This window comes from Candidatus Pseudomonas auctus, assembly GCF_048654275.1.
GTDB classification, from domain to species: Bacteria; Pseudomonadota; Gammaproteobacteria; order Pseudomonadales; family Pseudomonadaceae; genus Aquipseudomonas; species Aquipseudomonas pharyngis.
Map to the genome: position 1 here is coordinate 31,400 of NZ_JBJYZK010000001.1, position 14,279 is coordinate 45,678.

At 63.0% G+C, this 14,279-nt stretch carries 13 protein-coding genes; 8 read left to right on the top strand and 5 right to left on the bottom strand.

The genetic code is table 11. The features are described 5' to 3' along the window. Positions 1 to 304 precede the first annotated feature (304 nt). A complete protein-coding gene (locus tag ACKUG4_RS00140) occupies positions 305 to 1,270 on the top strand; it encodes a quinone oxidoreductase family protein (RefSeq protein ID WP_445433085.1) in 966 nt (321 codons plus the stop codon). Here the strand turns inward: ACKUG4_RS00140 and ACKUG4_RS00145 are convergent. Further along, positions 1,257 to 2,486, bottom strand: a complete 1,230-nt coding sequence (locus tag ACKUG4_RS00145) for an MFS transporter (protein WP_445433086.1) — start codon at positions 2,484 to 2,486, stop codon at positions 1,257 to 1,259. The genes ACKUG4_RS00140 and ACKUG4_RS00145 overlap by 14 nt on opposite strands. 216 nt (positions 2,487 to 2,702) lie before the next feature. On the opposite strand from ACKUG4_RS00145, the gene ACKUG4_RS00150 reads away from it, so the two are divergent. The 4 genes from ACKUG4_RS00150 to ACKUG4_RS00165 all read left to right on the top strand — a co-directional run bounded on the left by ACKUG4_RS00150 (position 2,703) and on the right by ACKUG4_RS00165 (position 6,514). Beyond that, on the top strand, positions 2,703 to 4,049 hold the full coding sequence (locus tag ACKUG4_RS00150; protein ID WP_445433087.1) for an epoxide hydrolase family protein: 1,347 nt from the start codon (positions 2,703 to 2,705) through the stop codon (positions 4,047 to 4,049). 86 nt (positions 4,050 to 4,135) lie between these two features. After that, complete coding sequence (locus ACKUG4_RS00155; protein WP_443525792.1) at positions 4,136 to 5,179, top strand: alpha/beta fold hydrolase; 1,044 nt, start codon at positions 4,136 to 4,138, stop codon at positions 5,177 to 5,179. Between the two features lie 24 nt (positions 5,180 to 5,203). Continuing rightward, positions 5,204 to 5,713, top strand: a complete 510-nt coding sequence (locus ACKUG4_RS00160; RefSeq protein WP_445433088.1) for a cytochrome P460 family protein — start codon at positions 5,204 to 5,206, stop codon at positions 5,711 to 5,713. A 24-nt stretch (positions 5,714 to 5,737) separates the two neighbouring features. Then, complete coding sequence (locus ACKUG4_RS00165) at positions 5,738 to 6,514, top strand: alpha/beta fold hydrolase (protein WP_445433089.1); 777 nt, start codon at positions 5,738 to 5,740, stop codon at positions 6,512 to 6,514. 46 nt (positions 6,515 to 6,560) lie between these two features. Here the strand turns inward: ACKUG4_RS00165 and ACKUG4_RS00170 are convergent, their stop codons facing one another. Next, entirely contained in the window at positions 6,561 to 7,775 is a 1,215-nt protein-coding gene (locus tag ACKUG4_RS00170; RefSeq protein WP_445433090.1) for an MFS transporter, read from the bottom strand. 133 nt (positions 7,776 to 7,908) lie between these two features. Between ACKUG4_RS00170 and ACKUG4_RS00175 the strand changes: the two genes are divergently transcribed. From ACKUG4_RS00175 to ACKUG4_RS00185, 3 genes are all read left to right on the top strand, one after another. Beyond that, on the top strand, positions 7,909 to 8,724 hold the full coding sequence (locus ACKUG4_RS00175; protein ID WP_445433091.1) for an AraC family transcriptional regulator: 816 nt from the start codon (positions 7,909 to 7,911) through the stop codon (positions 8,722 to 8,724). 135 nt (positions 8,725 to 8,859) lie between these two features. Beyond that, the gene (locus tag ACKUG4_RS00180) at positions 8,860 to 9,609 is read left to right on the top strand and encodes a creatininase family protein (protein ID WP_064595644.1); all 750 of its coding nucleotides are present in this window, start codon (positions 8,860 to 8,862) and stop codon (positions 9,607 to 9,609) included. Between the two features lie 65 nt (positions 9,610 to 9,674). Further along, a complete protein-coding gene (locus ACKUG4_RS00185) occupies positions 9,675 to 11,093 on the top strand; it encodes an aldehyde dehydrogenase family protein (RefSeq protein ID WP_445433092.1) in 1,419 nt (472 codons plus the stop codon). A 66-nt stretch (positions 11,094 to 11,159) separates the two neighbouring features. Here the strand turns inward: ACKUG4_RS00185 and ACKUG4_RS00190 are convergent, their stop codons facing one another. The 3 genes from ACKUG4_RS00190 to ACKUG4_RS00200 all read right to left on the bottom strand — a co-directional run bounded on the left by ACKUG4_RS00190 (position 11,160) and on the right by ACKUG4_RS00200 (position 13,591). Further along, on the bottom strand, positions 11,160 to 12,593 hold the full coding sequence (locus ACKUG4_RS00190; protein WP_064595648.1) for a catalase: 1,434 nt from the start codon (positions 12,591 to 12,593) through the stop codon (positions 11,160 to 11,162). Between the two features lie 136 nt (positions 12,594 to 12,729). Continuing rightward, positions 12,730 to 13,146: an organic hydroperoxide resistance protein gene (locus ACKUG4_RS00195; RefSeq protein WP_085610216.1), complete on the bottom strand. Its 417-nt coding sequence runs from the start codon at positions 13,144 to 13,146 to the stop codon at positions 12,730 to 12,732. A 40-nt stretch (positions 13,147 to 13,186) separates the two neighbouring features. Further along, entirely contained in the window at positions 13,187 to 13,591 is a 405-nt protein-coding gene (locus ACKUG4_RS00200; RefSeq protein WP_064595653.1) for a hypothetical protein, read from the bottom strand. Positions 13,592 to 14,279 lie beyond the last annotated feature (688 nt).

Here is a 14,279-nt window from a genome sequence, read left to right on the forward strand (position 1 = left end):
AAGATGCGCCTTCGGATGGCACTCGCCCATCATACTTTGGTGTCGCCCGTGGCGAATATCGGCCGACATTGCACACTGCGATGGGCATCACAGTGGCGCTTTTGTAAGCCACTGTATCTACGCCCACTCTAGCCATACAAGCATGCACAGCGCCGGGTTGGCGAAACCGCCGGGATACATCCGCCGCGCAGCCTTGGCCCTGGTTTCAACGTCCTTCGACGTTGAGTGAAAGCAACGTGACGTCCGCGCTCCTGCCACCCGAAAGGCAGCAGGACCGGTCGTCCCGATGACAGGGCAGAACATTATGAAAGCAGTGGTTATCCAGGCCTTTGGCGGGCCCGAAGTGTTGACGGTGCAGGACATTCAACTGGCAGAACCGGGGCCCGGACAAGTCCTGGTCAAGGTCATGGCGGCGGGTATCAATTTCATGGACACCGGTGCCCGACGCGGGCTCGGCGCTGCCTGGGAGCTACCGCTGACGCTGGGTGCAGAAGGCGCCGGCGTCGTCCTGGCCAGCGGCCCGCAGGTGACGGAATTCGCGGTCGGTGACCGCGTGGCCTGGCATTACGTGCCGGGCAGCTACGCCGAACAGCTGATCGCCCCGGTCAGCCAGTTGGTGCCGCTGCCGGACGATATCGACTTCGCCACCGCCGCCAGCCTGATGATGCAGGGCCTGACCGCCAGCAATCTGGTGGACAAGGTGCACGCGATCCAGCCGGGCGACGTAGCCTTGGTGCATGCGGCGGCCGGGGGCGTGGGGCTGATGCTGACCCAGTTGATCAAGCTGCTGGGCGGTAAGGTCATAGGCCGGGTTTCTCATGCCGACAAGGTCGAGGCGGTGCTCGCGGCGGGGGCGGACTATGTGGTGATCGGGCGAGCGCAAAACATTGCCGCCCAGGTCATGCGCCTGACCGACGGGCAGCGGGTGAATGTGGTGTACGACGGCACGGGCGCGGAGGGGTTTGCCGACTCGCTGGAGCTGCTGGATTACTTCGGCACCCTGGCCTTGTACGGACCGTTCATGAACCCGACCCCGCCGATCGATATCTTCAGCATGCCGCGCAGCATCAAGCTGACGTATCCCTCGGTCATGCACTACGTGCGCAACCGCGAGGTGCTGCTGGAAAAATCCCGGCAACTGTTCGCGTGGGTCAGTGCCGGCAAACTGAAAGCCGTGATCGGCAAGCGTTATTCGCTGGATGATGCGCAACAGGCCCATCGCGATATCGAGTCGCGCAACACGACGGGCAAGCTGATCATCGTCCCTTGACGCCACGCCAGATCAGCAGGGCCGCCAACACCTGGCTACCGGCGAAAAACGTGAACAGGTGTTGTGCGGTCCATCCGGCATCCAGCAGAAACCCGGCGACCACCGGCGAAATGATCGCCCCCAGACGCCCCGTCGCCAGCACCACGCCGACGCCGGTCGTGCGGACCGACGTGCAGAACGCTTGAGGGGCCAGCACATACAGAGCCGCGACTGCACCATTGAGCATCAGCCCCAGCGTGACCGCCACGAGCGCGGCCAGACCGGGTACGTGAGAGGCCGGCACCATCAATGGCAGCAGGGCGGCGTTGAGCAGCAGAAAGCCCGACAACAAACGTCGGCAGCCGTAACGATTGGCCGCCAGACCCAGAAGCAGGGCGCCGAGCATGCCACCCAGCGCCAACAGCATCCCGATCCGGGCGCCTTGTTGGTCGGTAAAGCCATTGTCGACCAACAGGGCCGGCGTCCAGCTCATCACGAAGTAAAAGCAGAACATCAACAGAAAGAGTGCCAGTGCCAGCGATAGAGTCTGTTGCCATTGACCGGGCGAAAACGGCCGGCTGACGTCGTCAGGCGACAGTGGAGGAACAGGCGCGCGCTGTTCAAGTGCCAGAAATGACGGCGATTCTCGCAGCCAGAAGACACCGACCAATGCCGCCGCCAGCGTGATGCAACCCCCGGCCAGAAAGACATACCGCCAGCCCATCAAATCATTCAGTAAATGAGCCAGCACCCCGCCGAGGCTGGCGCCCATGGCGAAGGCGAGGGATTGCAACGCGATAGCCAGATTGCGCCGCTGCGGGCCGGCGTGTTCGAACGTCAGCACGTTCGCCCCCACCAGCACCGCCCCCGTGCCGATACCGGTCAGCAGTCGCAAAAGCATCAACACGTGATGATCCGGGCTCCAGAACGACAGCAACATGCTCAGGCCGCTGAGCAGCAGGCCGGCGAGCAATAAAGGTCTGCGCCCGAAGCGGTCGGCCCTGGGCGCGGCCAGCAGCGAACCGAGCGCCATCCCGACCAGGCTTGCGCTCAACAACAGGCCCAGTTGCGCGCCGTTCAATGCCCACTCCGCCGCAACCCGGCTGGCGGTGAAGGCCATGGCCATCACGTCCAGCCCGTCGATCACGTTGAACAGCATGCACAGCCCGATCACCCACCACGGCGAAGTGGTCGATGGCGTGCCGCTCAGGCGTTCGAGCGCTGTTTCCCCACGCATCCGCGATCCTTGTTCCGCTCTGTGATTCAAATGGGTCCTTTCCCCGCCGCATTCTGCCCGTTAACCGCTGCTGAATTCGAGCGCGATTTTGCACGCCGGGCCAGCGCGTCATACCAAGGTATCGACCGACACCATCGTGTAATCGCCCCGGTGCCAGCGCAGTGGTCTGATCCGATTGGCGATGCCTTTCGAATAATGACTACAAGGAGATCCATCATGGTTGCGGTTTCGTCCGGTCTTACCTGGCGCCATTGCCTGGCGTCATCCATCAGAGGTGGCGCGCTCGGCGTTGCCGTACTCGCTGGCAGCAGCGGCGCCTGGGCCGCGACCCCGGCAGCGGATCCGGCGCAATCCATTCGCCCGTACACCATTCATGTGGACGAAGCGAAGTTGACCGATCTGCGCAAACGCATCGCCGACACTCGCTGGCCGGACAAGGAAACGGTCGGCGACGTGTCCCAGGGAGTGCAACTGGCACAGGTCCAGGCGTTGGTGAAGTATTGGGGCGACGGCTATGACTGGCGCAAGGCCGAAGCCAGGCTCAACGCCTTGCCGGAGTTCGTGACCACCATCGACGGCGTCGACATCCAGTTCATCCACGTGCGTTCGCGCAACCCCAATGCGATGCCGCTGATCCTCACCCACGGCTGGCCGGGTTCGCAGTTCGAATTCCTCAAGACCATCGGCCCGCTGACCGATCCCGTGGCCTATGGCGGCAAGGTCGAGGACTCGTTCGATGTGGTGATCCCGTCGATTCCCGGCCATGGTTTTTCCGGCAAGCCGACCGAGCTCGGCTGGGGCCCTGACCGGGTGGCGAAGGCCTGGGATGTGTTGATGAAACGTCTGGGCTACAGCCATTACGTGTCCCAGGGCGGCGATCACGGCTCGGTGATTTCCGACGCACTGGGTCGCCTGGCGCCGCCCGGTTTGCTGGGCATCCACCTGAACATGCCGGCCACCGTGCCGCCGGAACTGGTCAAGCCGATCAACAGCGGCGACCCGGCACCGGCAGGGCTGACCGCACCGGAGGTGACGGCCTTCAATTCGCTCAGCCAGTTCTTCGGTCGCAACGCCGCTTATGGCGCAATGATGGTGACCCGGCCGCAGACCATCGGTTATCTGCTGGCCGATTCGCCTGCCGGCACGGCAGCGTGGATGTATGAAAAATTCGCCGCGTGGACCGACAGCGACGGTCAGCCCGAAAAGGTTCTGAGCCGCGATGAAATGCTCGATGACATCAGCCTGTACTGGCTGACCGACAGCGGGGCGTCGTCCTCCCGTTTCTACTGGGAGAACAACAACAATAACTTCAGCGCCGCCGCGCAGAAGACTGCCGACATCAAGGTGCCGGTGGCGATCACCGTGTTCCCCCACGAAATCTACCGGGCGCCGAAAGTCTGGTCGCAGCGCGCCTATCCATCGCTGGCCTACTTCAGCGAAGTCAGCAAGGGCGGTCACTTCGCGGCTTGGGAGCAACCGCAATTGTTCAGCGAAGAACTGCGCGAAGCCTTCCGGCCACTGCGCGCGGCTGCGCAGAAAACCGCTGCGCAGGCAGCCCGCTAGCCCTGCAATCCGCAAGCACTTTAACCCTAAGCCCTTGACCAAAAAGCCCGGAACCGCCGCCCGGCGGTTCACGAGGGAGACCCGGCATGACTGACTCTAACGCTGTAACCCCATCCCGGCGCGTACTCGCCGGTTCGATCCTGGCGCTTGCGCTGGGCATCGCCTCGGCATACGCCAGCGCCGCCGAAGTGCCCGCCGGCAAGATCGACGCCATTACCGCCGGCACCCACGTTTCGTTCGGCGCGCTGAAACACGTCAAGGCCGGACTGCTGGACGTGTCCTACGCCGAAGTCGGTCCGGCCGACGGCCCGGTGGTCATCCTGCTGCACGGCTGGCCCTACGATATTCACAGCTACACCGATGTCGCCCCGGCGCTGGCGCAGAAGGGCTATCGGGTGCTGATCCCCTACGCGCGCGGCTATGGCGACACGCGTTTCCTGTCTGCCAAAACCGTGCGCAACGGCCAGCCGGCGGCGCTGGCCAAAGATCTGATCGACTTCATGGACGCCCTGAAGATCAAGCAGGCCGTGCTTGGCGGCTATGACTGGGGCGCGCGTACTGCCGACATCGTCGCCGCGCTCTGGCCCGAGCGGGTGAAAGCGCTGGTGGCGGTGAGCGGTTACCTGATCGGCAGCCAGGAGGCGGGCAAGACGCCGCTGCCGCCGGCGGCGGAGTTGCAGTGGTGGTATCAGTTCTACTTCGCGACCGAGCGCGGCCGTCTGGGTTACGAAAAGAACACCCACGACTTCGCCAAACTGATCTGGCAGCTGGCCTCGCCGAAGTGGACCTTCGACGACGCGACTTACGAGCGCAGCGCCGCCGCGTTGCAGAATCCGGATCACGTCGCGGTGTCGATCTTCAACTACCGCTGGCGCCTGGGACTGATCAAAGGGGAAGCGCAATACGATTCGCTGGAGAAAAAACTCGCGGCATTCCCCTCGATCAGCGTGCCGACCATCACCCTGGAGGGCGACGCCAATGGTGCGCCGCACCCACCGGCCGAGGCCTACGCCAAACGCTTTACCGGCAAGTACGAGTACCGGCTGATCAGCGGCGGCATCGGCCACAACCTGCCGCAGGAAGCGCCGCAAGCGTTCGCCCAGGCGGTGATCGATGCCGATCATCTCTGATTGCCGGCCGAAGGGGATCCGACCATGAAATTCAACCATTGGGCCGTGTTGCCAGCGGCCATTGCGCTCGCGGCATTGGCGGCCACCGGTGTCGCGTTGGGCGAGGCCGATGACGGCGATGCCTCGCCGGTCTACGGCGTGAAGCTGCCGAAAAACTATCGGCAGTGGGCGCTGATTGCCCCGGCCAAGGAAGCCGCGCCGCTGGATGAACTGCGCGCAGTGCTGGGCAACGACCGGGCGATCAAGGCTTATCAGAGCAAGACGCTGCCGTTTCCCGACGGCACCGTGCTGGTGAAGCTGGCGTGGAAACACGTGCAGTCGCCGGAGTTCGAGCCGGCCTCGATTCCGGGGGCGGCCACCACCGTTCAGGTGATGGTCAAGGACTCGCGCAAATACGCCTCGACCGGTGGCTGGGGATTCGGCCGTTTCATTAACGGCAAACCCGCCGACGAAGCCCAGCACCAGACCTGCTTTGCCTGCCATCAGGCGCGGGTGCAGAACCACGATTTTGTCTTCACTCGATACGCTCCCTGAATCCGTCATACGAGGAACATCCCGATGAAAAAAACACTGATTGCACTGAGCATCGCTGCGGGCCTGTGCCTGGGCGCCAATGCCTTCGCCCAAACCGCCAAACCCACGGTGGTGCTGGTGCACGGCGCATTTGCCGACGCGTCGAGCTGGAACGGCGTGGCGAAGATTCTCGAGAAGGATGGCTACACGGTGATCGCCGCCGCCAATCCGCTGCGCGGCGTCAAGAGCGATGGCGCAGCGGTATCGGCGTTGCTCAGCAGCATCCAGTCGCCGGTGGTGCTGGTCGGTCACTCCTATGGCGGCAACGTCATCAGTGATGCGGCCAACGATCATGCCAATGTCAAAGCGCTGGTCTACGTCAGCGCCTTTGCCCCCGAAGCCGGTGAAACCGTTGCCGGGCTGGCCGGCAAGTTTCCCGGCAGCACCCTCGGACCAACGCTGGCACCACCCGTTGCGCTGGCCGACGGCGGCAAGGACCTGTACATCCAGCAGAGCAAGTTCCACGACCAGTTCGCCGCCGATGTCCCGGCTGCACAAGCGGCGCTGATGGCCGCGACCCAGCGCCCGGTCACCGAAGCGGCGCTGAACGAGCAGGCCGGAACGCCGGCCTGGAAGCACATTCCGTCGTGGTACATCTACGGCGACAAGGACAAGAACATCCCGCCCCAGGCGATGGCGTTCATGGCCAAGCGTGCAGATGCCAAGGCCGTTGAGGTGGTGAGGGGCGCCTCGCACGTGGTGATGGTGTCGAATCCGGCACCGGTGGCCCGGCTGATTGAAAAAGCCGCGGCGGCCAACTGAAACCCTGCGACGTGCCGAGGCGCGTCGCAGGTCTGTCACCCCCCGCTCAGGCAACGGACACCTGCGGCGAAGTTGCCGGTGCCAGTCTGAGCAGGGGGGTGATGCCGAGCATCAACAGCAGTACCGCGAACAGCAAGGTGTACGCCGGGCCATAGTGTCCGGCGTATTCGCGCAGGGCACCGAACAGCAACGGCCCGAGCGCGGCGATCAGGTAACCGATGAACAACATGAACACCGTCCACAATCCGGCCTGTTCGCTGGTGCAGGCGTGATCCAGCGGCAAGGTCATGGCCACGGTAAAGCCCATGCCCAGCCCGATGGCCGCGAGCACCACATACAGCATCGGCCAGTACGCCGGCAGGAACGCCATGCCGCCCACCCCGAGCAGGGCCAGCAACGCCGACAGCCCAAGCAAACCGCGCCGGTCGTGGGCCTTGCCCGGAATCAGGCCCGCCCCCACGCTGGCCACGGCGAACACTGCAGTAAAAATGCCCAGCAGGACGCCCGGGGAAACACTCGACGTGGCCGCTTCCACCGAGGCGGGCGCCATCCAGGCGAAGAGGGCGTAGACCACGAATTGCCCGGCCCCGAAATTCAACGCGATCAGCCAGGCCTGCGGATTGCGCCAGGGCAGGCGTTTGCTCGGGCTCGATGGCGATTTCACGGTGGGCGCCGGTGTCGCAAAACGGCGTGACATCCACACCCAACTGGCGATGGCGGTGAGACACAGCACGCTCCAGAACCCGGCACTGACCCGCCAGTCCTGCGCCAGCTCGGCAATCGGCGCACTGAACACCGCCGCGAGGGTCGCGCCCAGACTCAAGCCGCCGGCATAGATGCCCATGAACAGCGCCGGGCGTTGCGCAAAGTGAGTCTTGATCCACGCGCCGGTCATCGCGCCGGCAACCGCAATGCCGATGCTGGCAAAGAACGTACTGCCGAGCAGGAAGAATGCATTCGGCGAGATCGCCCGCAACAAGGTCGAGGCGCCCAACAACGTCAGGGCGACCACCACACTGCGATCGATCCCGAAGCGCCTGGCCAGGCTCGGAACCACCAGCGCGAACACACCCATGCACACGTCGGGAATCGAAGTCAGCAGCGCGGCCTGGGTGTAGCTCAACTGAAAGTGCTGCTGGATCAGCAACAGAATCGGCCCCACCGAAATGATCGGCGGACGCAGGGCGATGGACAGGATCAGCAGGCCGATCACCGCCGTGACGCTCTGCTGGTGGCCGGAGAGATTGCGGGTGATTGCCATGGGAAAGGCCTCATTGATGAACAATGAGCGCAAGGCTAACAATGGGCCGGCCATGGCAAATGCCAGGGTTTGTCGCCAAAGTGACAATCGCCGCTTTAACACGATCAAGGTCTGTTTTCAGGAGACTCCAGCGATGAAACAGGAGGTGCGCAAGATCATCGCCCAGCGTGATTCCGCGCCGCGCAGCGAACGTTATCCCGATTATCAGGACGTGCCGCGAGTGATGACCGTGCTGGTGCGCGATCAGGCCACCGGCGAATACAACGAACCGCACGTGCATCGGCACGGGCAGTTGCTGTATGCCTCGAACGGCGTGATGCGGGTGGCTACCGAGCGCGGCTTGTGGATCCTGCCGCCGAAGCGCGCGCTGTGGATTCCGCCCGGAATGATCCACGACCAGTTGATGCTCAGCGCGGTCAAGATGCGCTCGATCTACATCGAGCCGCAAGCCTGCGCAGAGCTGGGCGATCACTGCAAAGTACTGGAGATCCCCGGACTGCTGCGCGAGTTGATTCTGGCCCTGGCCGAGCAACCGATCGAATACCCGCAGGAAGGCCGCAACGCGCACATCGTGGCGTTGATACTCAGTGAGTTGCAGGCGGCGCGGACGTTGCCGATCGAAGTGCCGTGGCCGGTGGATCGGCGACTGGTCACGGTGTGCGAGGCGATTCTGCAAGACCCTGGTCAAGACCATTCGATCGGCTATTGGGCAGACCGGGTCGGTGCCAGTTCGCGCACGCTGATACGCCTGTTTGTCAATGAAACCGGGCTGAATTTCCGCCACTGGCTGCAGCAGGTGCGGCTGGCGACCGCCATCGACCGGCTCGACAAGGGGCAATCCGTCGGGGTGATTGCCCGGGATCTGGGCTACGCCAGCCAGAGTGCCTTCAGTGCCATGTTCAGACGGGTGATGGGTGAATCGCCCCGTGAATTTCTCGTTCGCGATTAGCGCGTTTCGGCGATTCCGATACCTTCGTATTCTGTCGTCGAAGGGAGGCGGGTGGTATCAATGACACTGCTGTTGCAGGTGCACTGAACACCCAGCCTCGTTCCGCGAGGAACCTTCGAAGAGTGAGAAATCCTGATGCTTTTATACCTATCGACCTGGTCCGAAATCGCCCAATTCCTCGAACGCAGCCGCACCATCGTCATCCCGATCGGTTCCAACGAACAGCACGGGCCGACCGGCCTGCTGGGCACCGACTGGATGTGCCCGGAAATCATCGCCCATGAAGCGCAGAAAAACGCCGATATCCTGATTGCCCCGACCTTCAACATCGGCATGGCGCAACATCACCTCGGCTTCCCCGGCACCATCTCGCTCAGGCCCTCGACGTTCATCGCCGCCATCGCCGACTGGACCCGTTCGCTGGCCGCCCATGGCTTTGAAAAGATCTTTTTCCTCAATGGCCACGGCGGCAACATCGCGTCAATCGAAGCGGCGTTTTCGGAGCTGTACGCCGAAGCGAGTTTTGCCCGACGCAAAGCCGGGTTCGCCCTGAAGCTGTGCAACTGGTGGGACCTGGAAGGGGTCAACGAGCTGGCGCGCGAGCAGTTCCCGACCGGCCACGGCATTCACGCGACCCCTTCGGAAATCGCCGTGACCCAATGGGCCTACCCCGATTCCATCAAGTCGGCCGACTACTCGCCGCAGATCGCCAATTGGGGGCCGATCCGGGAAGCGGCGGACTTCCGTGCCCGTCACCCGGACGGCCGCATGGGCTCGGACCCGGCCCAGGCTTCGCCGGAAAAAGGCCGGCAACTGGTGGAAATGGCCGCTCGTGGTCTGGTGCAGGAGGTGCAGGCCTTCAGCCGCGAGTCATTACCCGACTGAACCGTCGCCCTGATCAACGCCCGGATGTTCCGGGCGTTGCTGTTTCAACCCTTGGGAAAATCGCCATGTGGACTATCAAGCACAGCTACATCGATGGTGCGTTCGTGCCCGTTCAGGGCCGCGAAACGATCGAATGCATCAACCCGGCGACGGAGTCCGTCATCGGAACGGTCACCCTGGCCAATCGCGACGATGCCAGGCAAGCCATCGCCGCCGCCCAGCGTGCGCAAGTCACGATGGGCCGCACCTCGAAAGCCGAGCGCATCGACATGCTCAGGCGCCTGCAGGCGGCGGTGCTGGAGAGCACCGAGGAGATACGCGACACCGCCATCGAGGAATACGGCGCACCGTTGGCCCGTGCGCAATGGGTCAGCCAGTACGCCTCGCAATCCTTCGTCAACGCGGCGCAGATTCTCGAAAACTACGAGCTGGTGCGGCCTGTGGGCCGTGCAAGCGTCGTGATGGAACCGGTTGGGGTATCGGCATTGTTCGCGCCCTGGAACAGCACCGCCGGTACGGTGTGCAGCAAACTGGCGGCGGCGATTGCCGGCGGCTGCGCCTCGGTCATCAAGCCGAGCGAACTCAGCCCGTTGCAGACCCAGGTGCTCGCGCTCGCCTTGCATCGTGCGGAACTGCCCAACGGGGTGATCAATATTGTCTCGGGCCGTGGCGGCGAAGTGGGCGACGAGATCAGCACCAGCCCGCACATCGCGAAGATTTCGTTCACCGGTTCCACCGCCACCGGAAAACTCATTGCCCGCGCGGGTATCGAGACCATGAAGCGGGTGAGCCTGTCGCTCACCGGCAAGTCGGCGTCCATCGTGCTCGACGATGCAGATCTCGAAGCGGCCATCTCCATGGCGCTGAATGCCGCCTTCATGAACAACGGTCAGGCCTGCGTTGCCGGCACACGGCTGTTGGTGCCGCGCGCGTTCCTGCCGCAGGTGATCGAGCGGGTAAGAGCCTTGGTCGACGCCATAGTGGTCGGTAATCCCCATGATCCGGCGACGGCCATCGGCCCGTTGGTCAACCAGGCGCAGTTTGATCGCGTGCAGGGTTTTATCCGGCGCGGGCTGGAGCAGGGCGCGCGATTGATCGTCGGCGGGGAGGGCCGGCCTGCCGGGCTGAGCCAGGGCTATTTCGTGAGGCCCACGGTGTTTGCCGACGTCAGCAACGACATGGACATCGCCCGGGAAGAGATTTTCGGCCCGGTGCTGTCGATCATTGCCTATGACGATGAAGAGGACGCGGTCCGCATTGCCAATGCCAGCGTCTACGGTTTGCAGGCGTATGTGTTCACCCGCGAGGTGGACCGTGGCCGACGCATCGCTGCGCGTCTGGAGGCCGGTTCGGTGTTGATCAACCGGATCGCGCCGGAGTTGCTGGCACCGTTTGGCGGGGTCAAGCAGTCGGGGGTAGGCAGGGAATTTGGCGTGTCCGGGCTGGAAGCGTTTCTTGAGGCGAAAAGCATCGTCGAGGACTGACAACGGCAGCAGGGCAAACAGGATCACTCCTGCTTGTCCTGCTTGCCTTGTTTATGCCATTGCGGATCAGCCCAGCGCTTCGATGGCCTGTGCAACGCCTGCACCGTACGCCGGATCGGCCTGGGTGCAGTTATCGATGTGGCGTTGCCGGGTCTGGGCGCTGGCGCCATGGATCGAGCGCGCGGTGTTCTCGAACAAAACCTGTTGCTGAGCGGGCGACATGGCCCGGAACAGCGCGCCTGGTTGCGAGAAGTAGTCGTCGTCCTCGCGGTGGTTCCAGTGCCCGGCGCTGCCTTTCAGAGCCAGCGGCGGTTCGCTGAAATCCGGTTGCTCGGCCCACTGGCCATAGCTGTTGGGCTCGTAGCCGATTGTGCTGCCCGCGTTCGCATCGGTGCGCATCTGGCCGTCACGGTGATAGCTGTTGACCGGGCAGCGCGGCGCGTTCACCGGGATCTGATGATGGTTGACGCCGACACGATAGCGCTGGGCATCGCCATAGGAGAACAGCCGGGCCTGGAGCATTTTGTCCGGTGAGAAGCTGATGCCGGGCACCACGTTGGCCGGGTTGAAGGCCGCCTGTTCGACGTCGGCGAAGTAGTTGTCCGGGTTGCGGTTGAGTTCGAGCACGCCGACTTCGATCAGCGGGTAATCCGCGTGAGGCCAGACTTTGGTCAGGTCGAACGGATTGATCGGGTAGGTCTCGGCGTCCAGCTCCGGCATCACTTGTACGTAGAGCTTCCATTGCGGGAAGTGGCCTTCTTCGATGGCGTTGTACAGGTCGCGCTGGGCGCTTTCGCGGTCATCGCCGATCAGTGTTGCGGCTTGTTGATCGGTCAGGTTCTCGATGCCTTGTTGGGTTTTCCAGGTGAACTTCACCCAGAAACGTTCGTTCGCCGGGCTGATGAAACTGAAGGTGTGGCTGCCGAAACCGTGCATGTGGCGGTAGGTGCGCGGCAGGCCGCGATCGCTCATGACAATCGTGACCTGATGCAGTGCTTCCGGCAGTAAGGTCCAGAAATCCCAGTTGTTGCGCGCGCTGCGCATGTTGGTGCGCGGGTCGCGTTTGACCGCATGGTTGAGGTCGGGGAATTTCAACGGATCGCGCAGAAAGAACACCGGCGTGTTGTTGCCCACCAGATCCCAGTTGCCTTGTTCGGTGTAGAACTTGATGGCGAATCCACGGATATCGCGCTCGGCATCCGCCGCGCCACGTTCACCGGCCACGGTCGAGAAACGGACGAACACATCGGTGGTCTTGCCCACGCTGGAAAACAGTCTGGCCTTGGTGAAGCGGCTGATGTCGTGGGTGACGGTGAAGGTGCCAAACGCACCGGAACCCTTGGCGTGCATGCGCCGCTCGGGGATGACTTCCCGATCGAAGTGCGCCAGTTTTTCCAGCAACCATACGTCCTGCAACAGCATCGGGCCTCTGGGGCCGGCGGTCTGTACGTTGTTGTTATCAACCACGGGCGCGCCCGCGGCAGTCGTCAGCTTGTTCATGCGCAACTCCTGGCTTTTGTCGGTTTCCCGCCATCACATCAAAAGCCCCGGGCGCGATCTATTGCACCATGGTGTCGCCGGATAGTACGAAGGTGTGGTTGGAAGACGGTGCGTTCTGGTGTCGGCGGGGGACAGATCAGGCGAGGGTGATGCTGACCTTGATGTTGTTGCGCGTGGCCTTGGAGTAGGGGCAGTTCTGGTGTGCCGCGTCGATCAGTTGTTGCGCCACTTGCGGTTCGATCTCCGGCAGTGACACCGCCAGTTTCGCTTGCAGGAAGAACCCGTGCTCGCCGTGGACCAGGTCGATTTGAGCATCCACCCCGGCCATGGCCGGAAAAACGATCTTGCGCGCATTGCAGGCGTGGCGCAGTGAGCCGAGGAAACAGGCTGACCAGCACACGGCGAACAATTGCTCGGGGTTGGTTCCGGAGCCGGGCGCACCCGGTGGCGACAGCTTGAGATCCAGTCGGCCATCGTCACTGCGTCCTGTGCCCTCGCGGCCGCCTGTGGTGCAGGTATGCGCGGAGTAGAGGGTTTTTTCGATATCGATCATGGGCATTCCCTGAAAAGCATTTCACAGCGTGGAGGGCGGTTCATGTGGCCCGCGTGGGTTCATGACATTCCCGTGCAGATGCACCCGCCAGCGCGTCGGCCGTGGCCACGGCATCAGCGCCGCGATGGCCAAGATTGTCGAGCAGGGTCGAGCGGGCGATTTCGATCAGCCAGGCGCGAAACGGAAAGCTCGGGTCATGGGCGGCCTGTTCCTGATAGAGCGCCCTGAAGGCTTGCTGAACGAGGCTGCCGGTGTCTTCGCGACGGATCCGCCCGGCCTGCACCTGACCTTCGTAGAAGGCGATAAGCAACGGTGTCACCGTCGCGAACAGCTGTTGCGCCTCACCCCGGCCATGCCGGACGGCGCCCGCGACCAAGGCATACAATTCGTCGTTGCCGAGCCGGTCTGACTCGCACAGGCAAGTGTGGCGATAACCTTCAGCCATGGTCGAATCCCTCGCAAAACCATCGTTCGACTGAGCGCGGCTGCTGAAAAGATTTGCAGGTGGGCCGGCGTTCAGCGGTGAGGTTCAAGCCTGCCTTCACAGCCGAATGACTGCCAGTTATGCGTTGTTAGCGCTTGTTAGCGCCCGGCTATCGAGGTAGGTCGCGCGGTGACTTTTTCGCTGGCCACTCAAGACGCTGCAGCGGTTTTCGATGCCCGTGGCCTGCAGGAAACGGCGGTACGGTGTACGAGCATTTTTGACATCCCTGTCCCTTTGCCATCGTCACAACCATGTAGGAAACGTCCGATATTTATTTAGCAAATTTCCTACATTTTGTTTGCCTCCCTAACAAAAAACGTGGTTATTATCCGCCGGCGCTTCGGGTCACAAACCCGGCGCCAGAAGATTGCCGTGTGTCTACAGACCCGGCAGTCGCAGCCGATCGGGACCACCCTGGCGCTGTCATCCCCGCGCAGGTTGTTCCTCGTCGTTGACCCTCAAATGGAAGTCGAGGTTTCAATTGGTCACGCGGTTTGCAATCGTCGATGCAATGAACGGGGCGACGTCTGTCGCCAATGATCCGGCCCACTTTCCAGTTGCCTGCGCCGACCGCGCGGCGGCGTTTTTCTCCAGCCTGTCTCCCCCCGAATTTCTGCGTATGCCCGCGTTCAACGCGAGTCTGCACGCG